This is a genomic window from Candidatus Merdisoma sp. JLR.KK011 (genome assembly GCF_036941125.1).
Lineage (GTDB): Bacteria > Bacillota > Clostridia > Lachnospirales > Lachnospiraceae > Laedolimicola.
Map to the genome: position 1 here is coordinate 1702926 of NZ_JAYWSZ010000003.1, position 13729 is coordinate 1716654.

General features: G+C 46.6%; 15 protein-coding genes. All 15 read right to left on the reverse strand.

Annotated features, from left to right (window positions below; all coding sequences use genetic code 11):
* Positions 1-105 precede the first annotated feature (105 nt).
* On the reverse strand, positions 106-2013 hold the full coding sequence (locus VV089_RS09290; RefSeq protein WP_334335694.1) for a CotH kinase family protein: 1908 nt from the start codon (positions 2011-2013) through the stop codon (positions 106-108).
* A gap of 14 nt (positions 2014-2027) precedes the next feature.
* Complete coding sequence (locus VV089_RS09295) at positions 2028-2699, reverse strand: DUF4956 domain-containing protein (RefSeq protein WP_172541583.1); 672 nt, start codon at positions 2697-2699, stop codon at positions 2028-2030.
* Between the two features lie 154 nt (positions 2700-2853).
* Positions 2854-3549, reverse strand: a complete 696-nt coding sequence (locus tag VV089_RS09300) for a polyphosphate polymerase domain-containing protein (RefSeq protein ID WP_334335695.1) — start codon at positions 3547-3549, stop codon at positions 2854-2856.
* A 32-nt stretch (positions 3550-3581) separates the two neighbouring features.
* Positions 3582-3914 carry a hypothetical protein gene (locus VV089_RS09305; protein ID WP_334335696.1) on the reverse strand — a complete coding sequence of 111 codons (333 nt, stop codon included), beginning with the start codon at positions 3912-3914 and terminating at the stop codon, positions 3582-3584.
* The gene (locus tag VV089_RS09310) at positions 3862-4002 is read right to left on the reverse strand and encodes a hypothetical protein (protein WP_334335697.1); all 141 of its coding nucleotides are present in this window, start codon (positions 4000-4002) and stop codon (positions 3862-3864) included. The genes VV089_RS09305 and VV089_RS09310 overlap by 53 nt, the downstream gene beginning before the upstream one ends.
* A 250-nt stretch (positions 4003-4252) precedes the next feature.
* The gene (locus VV089_RS09315) at positions 4253-4462 is read right to left on the reverse strand and encodes a hypothetical protein (protein WP_172541580.1); all 210 of its coding nucleotides are present in this window, start codon (positions 4460-4462) and stop codon (positions 4253-4255) included.
* Positions 4463-4525: 63 nt separating this feature from the next.
* Positions 4526-5755, reverse strand: a complete 1230-nt coding sequence (locus tag VV089_RS09320; RefSeq protein WP_172541579.1) for a sensor histidine kinase — start codon at positions 5753-5755, stop codon at positions 4526-4528.
* 74 nt (positions 5756-5829) lie between these two features.
* Positions 5830-6504, reverse strand: a complete 675-nt coding sequence (locus VV089_RS09325) for a response regulator transcription factor (protein ID WP_172541578.1) — start codon at positions 6502-6504, stop codon at positions 5830-5832.
* A 245-nt stretch (positions 6505-6749) separates the two neighbouring features.
* Positions 6750-7010 carry a DUF2164 domain-containing protein gene (locus VV089_RS09330; RefSeq protein ID WP_334335698.1) on the reverse strand — a complete coding sequence of 87 codons (261 nt, stop codon included), beginning with the start codon at positions 7008-7010 and terminating at the stop codon, positions 6750-6752.
* A gap of 715 nt (positions 7011-7725) precedes the next feature.
* A complete protein-coding gene (locus VV089_RS09335; protein ID WP_172541576.1) occupies positions 7726-7923 on the reverse strand; it encodes a helix-turn-helix transcriptional regulator in 198 nt (65 codons plus the stop codon).
* Positions 7916-8275 carry a DUF3796 domain-containing protein gene (locus VV089_RS09340; protein WP_172541575.1) on the reverse strand — a complete coding sequence of 120 codons (360 nt, stop codon included), beginning with the start codon at positions 8273-8275 and terminating at the stop codon, positions 7916-7918. Before VV089_RS09340 ends, VV089_RS09335 begins: the two co-directional genes overlap by 8 nt.
* 407 nt (positions 8276-8682) lie before the next feature.
* Positions 8683-9888: a LysM peptidoglycan-binding domain-containing protein gene (locus VV089_RS09345; RefSeq protein WP_334335699.1), complete on the reverse strand. Its 1206-nt coding sequence runs from the start codon at positions 9886-9888 to the stop codon at positions 8683-8685.
* Between the two features lie 226 nt (positions 9889-10114).
* Positions 10115-11278 carry a permease gene (locus VV089_RS09350; protein WP_334335700.1) on the reverse strand — a complete coding sequence of 388 codons (1164 nt, stop codon included), beginning with the start codon at positions 11276-11278 and terminating at the stop codon, positions 10115-10117.
* A 152-nt stretch (positions 11279-11430) separates the two neighbouring features.
* Entirely contained in the window at positions 11431-13035 is a 1605-nt protein-coding gene (locus tag VV089_RS09355) for an FAD-dependent oxidoreductase (protein ID WP_172541572.1), read from the reverse strand.
* Between the two features lie 13 nt (positions 13036-13048).
* Positions 13049-13723: a 4Fe-4S dicluster domain-containing protein gene (locus VV089_RS09360; RefSeq protein WP_172541571.1), complete on the reverse strand. Its 675-nt coding sequence runs from the start codon at positions 13721-13723 to the stop codon at positions 13049-13051.
* Between the last annotated feature and the right edge of the window lie 6 nt (positions 13724-13729).

Consider the following 13729-nt stretch of genomic DNA (forward strand, 5'->3'; position numbering starts at 1 on the left):
GATTTTACAATCACTTCATTTTCTTTCGGCGTGATATTTATATACATCCTATTATGTTCGACAGCCTCTATGTTCGATGAATCCGCTGCCTCGCTATTGCAAACATCAATGTTTTCGCCTTCGATACCGCTTTGCAGATACAAGCGCAATCACCAAAATGCCCACGCATACGCCATACAAGAGCAGATTATCCGCTGTCATCTTGCCTGCGCTGCTTCTGTCAAAATTCATATTGGGCATGTTTTCCATACCAGTTCCAGGCGGCTGTGCGCCGCCTGGCATTTCTTCGTCAAATGGAGGTGTCTCTAGGTTCTGCAAAGCTTCGCTGCCATCGGATGGAGACGCCGTGTCTTCCCCTTCCTCTCCGTTCCAGTCCCTCATACGATCCCCCATACTCATACTGCCCATGACGCTCACATCCAGATGGGAGGCATCAATCAGCGCATCCGAATCTCTCTGTTCCTCTTCCGTGGCCGGAATCGTCCCTTCTATCTGCCCACTTATGGACTGGCCGCGAAGCCGTACAGTTTCGTAAAGGGTCTCTGCCGCTTCCTCATATTCTTCATAGGTATAAAAAGCCGTAGGGTCCTGTTCAACCAAAGAGTCAATCTGACTGCGCGTACGGTGGTAAAACGTTTCAAACCCACCGCCATCTATATATTCCTCCGCAAGCTGCTTCAGATAACCATAATACCTTGCATGATATTCCTCATTTTCCATGAGCATATCAAAAAATTCCGTACTGGAAAAGGCATGGTCGATGGCGTCATTGACCATACTTGTCGTACTATCTTTGCTGTCGCTGCGGCCCTTTCCTCCCATACCTCCCATACCGCCGAAAGCGAGGTTGTAATCCCAGGGAAGCATATTGAGCTGGCCGCCAGATTCATACAGATAATAATTATGCGCCATCATTCCGGAAAGACTGTCCTCATTGACAGAAAACACATGAACCGCCATATACCTGAGAAGATTCTCCACATCCATATATGTTTCAAGGTTTGTACCTTCTGAAATATTTTTCAACGCTTTTACTACACGTTTATGATCCGCGTCCGTGGTATCTGTCACCTCTCCCTCCCAGATAGCGGAATAGCTGTCCAAGTCCTGATCCGTGTAGTTCAGATTAGCTCCGCTGCCGTTCATAGAAAAACCGCCGTCTTTGCCGTCTCTCAGAGGGGAAATATTTTCTGCGTCAGGCATATTTTCTGCGTCAGGCATATTTTCTGCGTCAGGCATTCTTTCTATATCAGGCATTTTTTCTGCGGAAGCATTTTCATTTGTGGGTCCGTCCTGCCTTCCGGGGTTAAAATCATTCTTCTCTTTGCGCTCCTGCGGCTGCATACCGCCAAAGCTTTTTCCATCTTTGTTTCCCATATCCATACTGTCCGGCTTATAAAGCGCGCCTTTTTCTGTCCCGTAATTGCGCAGAAGAAAGCTGTCCTCCACTGCTTCCAGCGCCAGATACACACCCCAGTATTCGCCGTTGACCGATATTTTTGCGTAATTATAAAGAGAGGCATCCACACCCAGGTATTGATACATATCATAAACCAATGCCTCTTTCATACTGGTTGCATCGGCATAGCCGTTATTTAAAATCAATTTGTCTAACCCATAGCAGGTCTGGCCTTCCACATATTGATCAAATTCCAGCTTCAGGCTGTACCGGTCTGTATCCGGGTCACCGGCAATGGCAGTAAGGCTCGTATTCCCCTTGGGACGGATCCCTACATTGTAAAACATTTCTCCATTGATTTCCACATCACAGGAATAATAGGCTTCTGCCGCAGCATTGGCAAGCATATCCACCCAATCCTCTTCGTCCATCACTAGATTGATGCAGAGGATTTCTTCCGTGTCAAAGAGCCTGGACTTATACTCCATCCCGATTCCCGAACCGCCGAGGCTCTCTGAAATCTTTCCTGCAAAAATGATTGCGGCCAGGCACAGGCAGACGGCAGCGGCCATAAGTGCAGCGGCGATTTTGGCCATGTGTTTCTGTGCGATCATAGCTTGCTCCTCCGTTAAGACATATATTCGCCGTTGTAGCTCACAAGCGTTGCGTTTTCCACTCCCGGAACATCGTGAATTCGGTTGACAAATGCCGTCCCGGCGTCTTTTGTGCGCAGCTCTGCTGTCAGCTCCATACCGGCTGCATTTATTGTTTTGGATTTTACGATGTAATGCTCAACACTCTGTTTCAAAATCTGCAAAACAGCCTCTTCCGTCTTCTCGTTCTTTAGTTCCAGGACTAGAATATAAGGGCAGCTATGTATCTTTCGATTGGCAAACAACAGTAAAATCACGCCGATAACCGCCGATCCAATCATGGCCAGGGGAATCATCCCAGCTCCTATCACAATACCGGCGGCCAGGGCCCAAAATAAAAAAACAATTTCCACCGGCTCTTTAATTGCCGTCCGAAAGCGGACAATAGACAGAGCGCCTACCATGCCAAGGGACAGAACCACGTTGGACGTAACCGCCATGATAACAAGTGTTGTTACAAGAGAAAGCCCCACAAGCGTTAAGGCAAAGCTGTCGGAATACATCACGCCGGTCAGGGTCTTTTTATAGATAACAAAAATAAACAGGCTGATCACCAGGGCCGCTGCCAATCCAATAAAAGTGTCCATCATAGAAAATTCTGATACGTTTTCCAGAAAACTTGATTTGAAAATGTCATTAAAACTCATCTTTTTGCTCCTATTCCAGTTCCGTAATATTCCTCCCAGTACACGGGTATGAAATCAATTTCCAGTCACAAAAACATGCGCCTGGAAATCGATTTGTGCACTGTGAGAAATATTACTGTTTTTTATTCCAGTTCCGTAATATTCCAATTTTTTTTTAACCAAATCTGCGGCATGCGCTGTATTTTGAATATGCCTGCTGCCAGATTCCCTCTGTCTGCAGAAGGGATTGAATCACCTCCGGCAGAAAAGCATCAAATTTCACTTCCAATATCATCTCGCCCGGATTGCCGGCCACGCCGATGTCTGTCACAGTTTCTTCTAAAAATCTCCTGTGAAAAAGGGTGCTTCGAATATTGGAATCAAAGGTAACACGGACATTTCCTGCCTTATATACATATGGTTCCCTTACATAGGAAACCAGAACCCTTGGGCGCAGCTGCTGACTCTTCATTTTGCAGTACAGCTCCTGCACCAGGCCGGAAGGATGGCTTATCATCCATCCCATATCTCCGGCCAGCATAGCCCGGCACTCCTCTTTCGTAAGCTCTGCGTCTATTTTCATACACAGATTGTTCCGTTTTATCTTTTTCTCCAGCATAAGGAAGGAAAAATCATCATTGTAATAGCGGATGCGGAATTTTTCCCTCTTCTGCACACCGTTTATTTTTTCGCGCAGCGCTTTATCCTGCACATTGTCAAAGTAAATGCTCCGAATCAGATACCGCCCGTCTGCTCTTGTATGCTCGTCCGGCTTCATAACCGGGCGCAGCCTTTGGCGGATGGCATAGTAGTCGGCTGGTCTGATCCGGTATTTCAATTCGTGCCGGAATGCTTCGCTTTTATCCTTCAACGCAATCCCACTCCTTTCAAACAGTCTGTATTCTAAAGCACAATCCCGCGTACTGCTTCCATCAAATCCACTGCCACAGAACGCTTGACAAGGGAAACAGGCTCTCCGTCCACTGCGGCCAGGCAGTATTCCCCGTCATACCGGTACAGCTTTATCTCGATTTTGGGCCAATTCTCATTTTCCAGATAGACCGTCAGACTGATTTCCTCCTTCCCGGCCTGTTGTTCCTCCGTAAAACGGTCTGCCTCCAGGTATACCAATGCCGTTCTTAAGTCTGAAAGCTCTTCCTCTTGGTAATACCAGATCTGTTCTTCATCCCTTTCTTCCGAGGTAAATGTATACACCGTTTGGCCAGAGGAATCCATATACATGCCCCTCATCAATCTCAAAGGAGAGAGCATCAATGGCCGTTACGTCTCCATAGCATTTTGTTAAATGTTCTACTGAAATCATCGTAAGCCTCCTTGCTGCTTTTGCCATTTGCTTTTTTGCATCCGCCTGCCCAAAAATGCAGGCTGTGCCGGCTTCCATTACGATACCAGCACGGCCTAAAGCTTACCTAAAGAAGCTTGTGAACAGTCTGTGAAATAAGGGGCCGCCGTAAGCTCCGGACTGCTGTAAAGCTAAAAAAATCCCCACAGGAATCAATGCCTTGGTGCATTGTGTTTCCTAACGGGGATTTTTGTAAATTTGTAAGTATATTTTAGGAGGACAGCCTTTCTCCCATACTCAAACGAGCCATCTGCTTTTGCAGCTCCTCCATTTTCTTTCTGATTTCCTCCTGTGTCTTCTCATCCCGGCACTGTATTGCCAGCAGCATCTGCATGTTAAGGGTGTATAATTGCTCCTTTAAATCACTCAGCGTAATTCGGATGCCCTCAGACGAGGCTTTTTGTTTCTGATATTGTTCCATGAATTGTCTCCTATCTATAGTCGCTGCGCGACAGCACTAAAGGGTAAAGCCGCTTTTGCTTCTCTATTTTAACTCTACTTTGAATCCGATGGTCTGTTCCTTTTTATACGCAGCAATGTCTCCATGATGATTTTTGGCGATTGCTCTGGCAATGGACAGGCCCACGCCAAAGCTTCCGTCAAAGCTTCGTGACTTATCCCCGCGGTAAAAACGGTCAAACAGCCTGTCAAGCTTAAGGCTGTCCACATTTCCATAGGTGTTTTCAACCTTGATGACCGGACGGCGTTTCCGATAGAGCATGACCTCTATGCTGCCGCCTTCGTCGCAGTATTTCACTGCATTGTCCAGAAGAATTGTAAGGAGACGACGGATCAGCCCTTCATCGCCGCAATACTCTACCGACGGCTCCGCTTTGGCCGTCAGATGCTTTTTCCGTTCTTCCGCCAGGGACTGAAATTCGGATACGGTGTCTAATACTGCTCCGCTCAAATCAAAGGGAGCGATGCTTAAGTTCGCCTGATCCTCATCCATTCTGGATAAGGTAACCAGTTGGTTAATCAGGGTACGCATTCTCTCGCCCTCGCTTCGCATATCGTCAAGCCATTCATTTTTTCCGACTTCCGATTCCACGATATCCAAGTCCGATAATATCAGTGTTAGAGGCGTCTTTAATTCGTGATTTGCATCCGTGATAAACTGTCTCTGCTTTTCATAGCTTTCCGCAGCCGGATAAACGGCCCTCTTTGAAATAGAAATAATCAATAACAGAACGGCCATACCGCTTCCCACCAAAGTCAGAAGGGCAGTCAGCAGAAAGCGGTTAGACATCATACGGTTCATTTCACCATTCACAAAAACGATTGCCGTCTGATTCCCCGACTGGAAAACGCAGAAACGGTAATCGGATACCCAGCCCCTTTCACACTTTTTTCCCAGTGCATGATCTACATATTCCTGGGATTCTGCTTCTGTGATGGAAAAAACAGATTCCACATTTACCTTTACAATCTGGTGATCCGCCCCAAGCCACACCGTAAAAAAACGGGTGCTGAAAGGGGTTTCTTTTGTAATAATGTCCATGTGTGGTGCACCGCCGGATGGAAAGGGCCGTCCCCCCTTATCATGTCTTGGAAAAACACCGTCATTTGAAACTATGGCATCCGCCAGTGTATCCATTGTGTGATTTAGCTGCATATGATTCATCACATACATAACCGCAAAGATAACAATGAGTACGGAAAATACGGAAATGGTAGAGATCAGGATAAATTTCCTGCGTAAGCTGTAAATCATTATTTCCTCTTTTCTGACACAGTCAAAAGCCCATGGGTATCACTGCATCATCCGGGTAGATTTGCGTTACCGTTTTAAGGGATTTCCTCCAGCACATATCCCGCACTGCGGACAAACCGGATCTCCAAAGGCGCATGAAGCCCGCTGATTTTCTTCCGCAGATTGGAAATGTGTACCCACACCACACTGGTGTCCACGTTGCTGTCCCATCCCCAGATATGTGATATAAACTGATCCGTCGATATAATCATATGAGGCTTCTGCATCAGCATTTCCATAATCTGAAATTCTTTTCCGCTCAATGCCTGTATGCCTTCCTTATAGCTTAAATCATATGTAGAGCGGTTCAGAAAAACATCTCCCAGCGCCAGCAGATCCGGGCAGTAGTTGTCTTTCCGCCTCAGCATGGCCCTTGTCCGCGCCAGAAGCTCGGAGGCCGCAAAGGGCTTCGGCAGATAATCGTCCGCCCCGGCATCCAGCCCCTCCACCCTCTGCTCCACCTCCGTGCGAGCCGTCAGAAAAAGCGCCGGGGTTGTGATCTTTTTCTTGCGCAATTCCTGCAGCACCTGTATGCCGTCATACCCAGGCATCATAATATCCAGTATCAGGCCGTCGTATTCTTCCGTCTCCCCATAGGCAAGGGCATCGGTGCCGTTTGATACACCGTCTACGATGAATTTATTGCTTTCAAAGATATGAATTAATGTTTTCAGCAGTCTGGGATCGTCTTCTGCTATCAAAAGTCTCATGTTCTCACCTCGCTTTCTTCGCAGCCTTGGAATACCTGTGAATGCCTGCTCCATCAAGACAGCCGGACTTCATCCAGTAAGCATAGCTTACCATATGAGGCTTAAGAGAGACTAAATTTTTCGAAACACAGGCAGCCGCTTTTATCCTACCAAATATTGATGCAGCAATCCACCGATTTTACTTGGAATATCCGCCACTGGCAGTGGCAAGGGTGATAATCAACATTTTTTAACAAACTCCCCCTCTACTCCACATCCTTATACAACAAATAATAATCAACCTCAATATTCCCCACCTGTTCCTTTAACCAGCGCATAGAATCATCCAACGCCTTATTATAAACAATCGGCGCCAGATGCTCACAAAACAAATCCAGCAGCTGCCGCTCCTCAATAATCCCAATCTCCTCCCCCCGGACATCCAGATAAAACGCCCTAATCTCCCGAACAAGCCGCTCCTTCTGCCTGTCACTCAACCGTATTACCTCATTCAAATTCCTTCTCATACAACCTCTCCTCCAATCCTTCCATCATTCAACCCCCGCCAAAAAACACAAGCCCAAAAACACCCCTCGCCTATCCAATCACTCCAACAAACTAACCCCATTATAAAATAACCACCCCCCATTTACAACACACATTCACTTTTTCACCACCCCAAACCACACCTTGTTGGAAAGATAAGCAGTTTAGGCTCATCATAGACTTCTTAACTCCATCATAAAAAAGGCTAAAATCATGTAACCATAACCTTAGCCTGTTCTTTAATTACTGTTCACTCCGTGCCCAGATCCTCATAGGCGATCAGCTCGCACTTCTTATTGTCAAGCTCTCTTTCTAAACAATATCATTCTGAGAATCATTAAAAAAGCTGATCCAGTCATCAATTACGAAGTGAAGAATATATCCATCGATGATTTTTCACATTGCAAACGAAAGATTTATTTTTCTATTTTCGTTGATAATGATACCGGGAAGCGGTTGGAAGTCGTTCCTTCCCGATACAAGGAGAATTTCCGCAAGTTGTTCTTGTGTCAGTCCTTTTTCCCTGCGAAGTATCTTTAGAAATCCTCCTTTTTCGTATCCATCCTGTTTTCCTCCTTGCACATTACCATAAATGTCGACAGCAAAACACGACACAAAGCAGGAAATTCCCTATTTTCACCATTAGACACGATTGTCTGGTCAAATTTTCTTGTATTGTTACTCCCTTGATCGGCTCTACTCCTCAACAGTAAAAATTTCTTCGATTGAAACATGAAATACCTTTGCAATGTTCCATGCCAGAACCAATGAGGGATTATATTTACCCTTTTCAAGATTTCCAATCGTTTCTCTGCGAACTCCTACAAGTTTAGCCAAATCTTCCTGCTTCATGTCGTACTTTGCCCTATATTCTTTTATCCGGTTTTTAATCATTCTCTGCTCCCTTTCGTTCTCTCCACTCTAAAAAAATAAGAGCAATAGTAAACGCTAAAATGGTTACTGCAAAACTTAAGGAAAAAGAAGCAGGAACAGCTTTCGCAGCACCATAAATAAAAGTACAGACAAAGATAAAAGGAACCAGCAAAATCATTTCCGACATGAATGCAAATACAGCAGCTTTTTGTACATTAAGCCGAAAAAATTCATCTGGTATTACCCAGAAATAACGAAAATAATATGCAAATCCAAAAAAGCCATATAGACCTTTATTTTCTGTCTGCCACCCTAAAATCGCTATCAATGCTAACAGAGATAAAAGTCCTAAGTAGTTAATCCTGCGTTTCATAAAAATTCTCCTTTCGTATGAGGTGTATTTCGCTCTTTATGTTATAAATATACCACACAAAAAAATGAAAGTCAAATTATATATTGAAAGTTTTAAAGTATTTTTCAGAATCGTACTTGTCATTCCATTTGACTAATATGGACACTGTAAAAGATAAAGATAGATTCGGCTCTTTGCAGGAAACTTTTAAGAAAATTTATTGAAAAAACAAAGAAACACCATTTTTTATCCTGATATAGTTTATCACCAAATTTCATTAACAAGATTTTTTATTTTTATAGAAATATTTCAAAAATACCCTCAATGTACAGAAGGATATACACCTCTGTACACTGAGGGTATCAATAAAAGAATTAAAATTACAGGAAATATCCAAGGAATACATCTCTGACTGTTCTGAAAATTCATCAGCCGCCCACTTTCGTATCCTGCTCATTTCCTACTTCTGGTATATATAATCGTGTTCCCGGCAGAATCAGATTTTCATCCCAGCCAATAACACTTCTGTTCATACGATAGATTAGGTCATAATATTCACCACATCCATAGCTTTTGTGCGCAATATTCCACAGACAGTCCCCCGGACTTACTATATACCTATGATCATCCATCGTTTCTTCCACTTCTTCCGGCATCAGATAATGCTGCTGCCCCAGATCCATCCCTTTTCCATAAAATAGTTCTTTTTCCACAGTCCCGTCCGCTGCCACTTTCTTAATTGCAGGCGATTCCCATTGGGGACGAAAACAATAAATGCTTCCATCCTCGCAGGAAAGCTCCCAATCCTCTTTAACCAGATAGGTATATACCTCTGCCTGCCCTCTGTCCTCATGGTATTCATAGGAATAGAGCGTGATCTCGTCCTCTGTTGTTACCACTTCCAGAATAGGGATTCCCTGATCATTGTATTGATAGAGGCGATGCTCCCATGCACCCACTTCATTTGTTCCCCAGTAATCATAGTACTGCAGCTCCTCCATAAGACGGGCTCCCTCATAAGAGGCCTGATATCCACGGCTGAAAAAAAGCTCCGGGCTGTAACCGTTGGGATCAGAACCTACCTCACGCCTGTAGGTCAAACTCCGCTGTAGTCTGCCCTCTTCATCAAACTGATAATCCGAAACCTCAAACATATACCGGGCCGCCACATAATAGCCGTCCCTGTAAGGCATACTGTTCGACTTAAAGTAAATGTATCTACACGTACCTTTTTCATCATCTCGCTGGTAAACATTTTCTTCACAGTAGCTCCAGCTGTTGCCGAGTATATTAGGCGAATACCCTAACACATAGAGCAAACGATTCTGTTCGTCAAAATATGCATGGGAAATCTCTGCAATCTCTTCTTCATCATAGATTTTATTTATCTGTGCATAGTAGAGACTGCTATTGGAAGAACCGTCTTTGTCATACTCATAGGTTTCATGACTGACGAATTCTAATCTGTTATCCTCTGCATAGATACCTTGAAACTCATCCTCTGTGCTTTCCTTTGCCGCTGCATTATTTACAGGGCTGGCGCAGCCATTCAAATATCCAATGCACAAAAGCAGAATCCCTATGCAGCCATAAATCTTCCATTGAACAGAAATATAAAATTTCTTCTTTTTCATATTTATCTCCATGTTTCAGGCTCCAATGCGAATACCCTCAGTGTACAAGCAGTCACACGGTTTTGCACCACAGATTTGCGATTATGGGGCGTGTGTCCCCTTACACACTAAGGGTAAAGTATGCTGTTATAAATCGGGGCCGCTTGATATCCTTTGTCCATGTAAGCCTCTGCCTTGTACGAAAATATCCCGAACGCCATCCGTTCTCTTTGTACATAACTTCCCGCTACAAAAAGATCCCAATAAACTGACTGGCCAGCACCACCATAACCAGCGCAATGGGATAAGTAGCCGCATAAGCCGAAGCCACATCATCCGTCTCCGTCACACGAATCAGCGTTCCAAGAGCCGGCGTACTGGTCATTCCGCCGCAAATAGACCCAAGCGTATTAAAAATACTAAGCCGCAGCACTTTCGCCGCAAACACATACCCAAGCAGCATAGGAATCAGCGTCATCAAAGCACCATAAAGGAACAACAACGCACCCTGTTCCTTTAAGATCTCCACAAAGCCCGCCCCGGCCTGAGAACCTGCCCCAAGCAGGAACAACGCCAGTCCAAATTCCCGAAGACACTCCAGAACATGCTTCTCCACCTTAACACTTAAACGGCCGATATGTCCAAAATGCCCCAAAATCAATCCGGCAATCAAAGGCCCGCCGGAAGTTCCAAGAGCAAACACCGCACCGCCGGGCAGAGGAATCTCAATCTTCGCCAGAATAATCCCAAAAGCAATTGCCAGGGAAAATGGAAAAAATCCCATACTGTCCGCATAGAACAGCTCTTCTTTCTTCGTCTTGTGGTACTCTTCCTCACTCACATTAGCCGCCGCCTCATATTTGGCACGCTCCGCCGCCATATCCGTCTTCAAAAGCTTCGGAACAAGCTGCACAAACAGAACCACGCCCACAACGCCAAAGGGATAAGCAATTCCATAACCCACGGACGCCGCATCCGATCCCGTAGCATCCAAAGCCGCCGCAAGTCCCGGCGTACTGGTAAGTGCTCCTGTCATCATACCCAAACTGATATCCACAGGCACGCCAAACATCTTAATCACTGCCACACAAGTAAGGGCACCTGCCGCAATCACAATAATTCCCAGCAAAATATAGGAAGTAGCATTTAACTTAAAATTCCGGAAAAACTTCGGTCCCGCAATAAATCCTACGGATGTCACAAAGCAGATAAGACCCAATTCCCGAACCAGCGATGGAATCTCCACTCCAAAATGTCCAAAAACCAGAGCCACCAGCAAAATGCCGGCAGTCCCCAGCTCCAATCCGCAAATCTTAATACTGCCAACCAAATAGCCGATAACGGCAATGAGAAACACCATCATCAGTGTATTGGAAAATATACTTTCCTGAAACCATGTTACGACTCCCATAACACACTCCCTTTCAATTTTATTCCTGCGGACAGCCAACCGGACATCCATAGCCCAAGACACCCTCTCGCCCCAGGGCTTACTTTGTGCCAGCATGAAGATCCGGCAGCCGCCGCAGAAATGAAACACTTCACAGCTTACTGTGTGATATTTTACTTCGGCATACCAAAGGTATACTTCGGCAGAAGCAGCGGAGAAACCTCTCCCGTATGCAGATCCGCTTTCTCAAGCTCTCCTGCATAAGCCTGGATGTGATCCAGGTTCATGGTTCCAAGCTCCACCTCTTTACACTTGGCCGCCGCAGCCTTACCCGCATTCCGGCCAAACACGATAATGTCAAGCAGAGAATTGCCCATCAGACGGTTTCTTCCATGAATGCCTCCCACGGCCTCTCCAGCCACAAGAAGATTGGGAATCGCCTTGGTAAAGCCCTCGCCGCCGATCTCCAGACCGCCGTTCTGATAATGCAGGGTAGGATAAATCAAAATGGGCTGCTTTCTCATATCAATGCCATAGTTCAGATACATCCGAAGCATGGCAGGAATCCGCTTCTCAATGGTTCCCTCGCCGTGAATCATCTCAATCATAGGCGTATCCAGCCAGATACCAAAGCCGGTAGGCGTAGGCACGCCCTTGCCTCTCTCTTTGCACTCCCGGATAATGGAAGCCGCAGACACATCCCGGGTCTCCAGAGGATGCATAAAGGCCTCGCCCTCTGCATTGATCAGCATAGCTCCCAGAGAACGCACCTTCTCCGTCACCAGTGCGCCGAAGATCTGCGCCGGATAAGCCACACCGGTGGGATGATACTGAATGGTATCCTGGTACAACAGAGGCGCGCCTGCACGATACCCCATCACCAGACCGTCTGCAGTCGCCCCGTAATGGTTGGAGGTCGGGAAATTCTGGTAGTGGAGCCGTCCTGCGCCGCCGGTAGCAATAATCACCGTCTTAGCCTTGGCCACCTTGTACTCGCCGGTCTCCATATTCTGAAGTACGGCGCCGGCCGCCTGTCCCTTGTCATCTTTAATCAGCTCCACAGCCGCCGTAAAGTCTGCAATGGGAATCTGACGGTTCCAAACCTCGTCCCGAAGCACACGCATAATCTCTGCGCCGGAGTAATCCTTGCAGGCATGCATACGCTTTCTGGAGGTTCCTCCGCCGTGGGTGGTTACCATTCTTCCGTCTTTATCCTTATCAAACATAACGCCCAGCTCATTGAGCCACTTAATCGCATCGGGCGCTTCCATCACCAGGCGGCGGAGGAGCTCCGGCCTTGCGGCAAAATGTCCGCCGCCGAAAGCATCCAGATAATGCTGCTGGGGAGAGTCATTCTCCTTATCCGCCGCCTGGATACCGCCCTCTGCCATCATGGTATTGGCATCGCCGATACGCAGCTTCGTCACCATCATTACGTTGGCGCCTGCCTGATGAGCCTCAATGGCTGCGGAAGAGCCCGCGCCGCCGCCGCCGATGACCAACACATCCACGTCATAAGCTGCCTGGTTCAAGTCAATGGGAACATCCTTGATCCGGCTGTTGGAGTGAAGTAAGGTTCCAAGCTCAAAGGGCACCTTTTCTCCCTTATTGGGGCCGACCTTCAGCTCCTGAAAGCCCTCCTGCCGGTAATCGGGATGGAATTTGCGGAGAAGCTCGTCTTTTTCTTCAGCCGTCATTCTTCTGGGCTCCATGCCGATGCGCCCGGCTCTGGTAGCCTCTACCTTTTTAATGGATTCCAACATTTCTGCTGTAAACATATACGCTCCCCTCCTATTTCTCAATATCCCTGTTGTTGTAGAGTTCTTTCATCTCCTCGATAGGCTTCTGCATCACCTGCTCAATGAGACTGTCGAACTCGCCGCTGTTAATAGCCTCCACACGCTCGGCCAGGTGCTGGGACTTGGGAGCAATGTATTTTCCCGTAAGGCGTCTTGCAAGCACGCCTACCATAGGATGGGAAATGCCTGCCGGACACCGGGAAGAACAGATGCCGCAGCCGATGCAGTCGAAGGATTCCTCTGCGCATTTCTCAAAATCGCCTCTCTGGGCGTATGCAATGTACTGCATTACATTCAGGCTCTGAGGACAGCCCTTGGTACAGGCATTGCAGCCGATACAGCTGTAGATCTCCGGATAAAGCTCCATCATAATCTTCTGCTTGGCCTCTGCCTCGTTGATATCATATTTCCGCTTGTCAGTAGGGAAGAACGGCAGGGTGGCCACATACATGCCCTCCTGTACCTGTGTCTGGCATGCCAGACAGGTTTTCAGCTCGTTATTTCCCTTGATTCTGTAAATGGTTGCACAGGCACCGCAGAACCCATGGCGGCAGCCGCAGCCCCGGACTAATTTATAGCCTGCATATTCCATTGCGGTCATAATGGTCAATTCTGCCGGTACGGAATACTGTTTTCCAAAAAAATATACGTTTACCATTTCCTGCATTTTATT

Excerpts from the sequence above, each read along its gene's own strand:
- VV089_RS09290 (WP_334335694.1), bottom strand. The coding sequence starts at position 2,013 with ATGATCGCACAGAAACACATGGCCAAAATCGCCGCTGCACTTATGGCC.
- VV089_RS09295 (WP_172541583.1), bottom strand. The coding sequence starts at position 2,699 with ATGAGTTTTAATGACATTTTCAAATCAAGTTTTCTGGAAAACGTATCA.
- VV089_RS09305 (WP_334335696.1), bottom strand. The coding sequence starts at position 3,914 with ATGGATTCCTCTGGCCAAACGGTGTATACATTTACCTCGGAAGAAAGG.
- VV089_RS09310 (WP_334335697.1), bottom strand. The coding sequence starts at position 4,002 with ATGATTTCAGTAGAACATTTAACAAAATGCTATGGAGACGTAACGGCC.
- VV089_RS09315 (WP_172541580.1), bottom strand. The coding sequence starts at position 4,462 with ATGGAACAATATCAGAAACAAAAAGCCTCGTCTGAGGGCATCCGAATT.
- VV089_RS09320 (WP_172541579.1), bottom strand. The coding sequence starts at position 5,755 with ATGATTTACAGCTTACGCAGGAAATTTATCCTGATCTCTACCATTTCC.
- VV089_RS09325 (WP_172541578.1), bottom strand. The coding sequence starts at position 6,504 with ATGAGACTTTTGATAGCAGAAGACGATCCCAGACTGCTGAAAACATTA.
- VV089_RS09330 (WP_334335698.1), bottom strand. The coding sequence starts at position 7,010 with ATGAGAAGGAATTTGAATGAGGTAATACGGTTGAGTGACAGGCAGAAG.
- VV089_RS09335 (WP_172541576.1), bottom strand. The coding sequence starts at position 7,923 with ATGATTAAAAACCGGATAAAAGAATATAGGGCAAAGTACGACATGAAG.
- VV089_RS09340 (WP_172541575.1), bottom strand. The coding sequence starts at position 8,275 with ATGAAACGCAGGATTAACTACTTAGGACTTTTATCTCTGTTAGCATTG.
- VV089_RS09345 (WP_334335699.1), bottom strand. The coding sequence starts at position 9,888 with ATGAAAAAGAAGAAATTTTATATTTCTGTTCAATGGAAGATTTATGGC.
- VV089_RS09350 (WP_334335700.1), bottom strand. The coding sequence starts at position 11,278 with ATGGGAGTCGTAACATGGTTTCAGGAAAGTATATTTTCCAATACACTG.
- VV089_RS09355 (WP_172541572.1), bottom strand. The coding sequence starts at position 13,035 with ATGTTTACAGCAGAAATGTTGGAATCCATTAAAAAGGTAGAGGCTACC.
- VV089_RS09360 (WP_172541571.1), bottom strand. The coding sequence starts at position 13,723 with ATGCAGGAAATGGTAAACGTATATTTTTTTGGAAAACAGTATTCCGTA.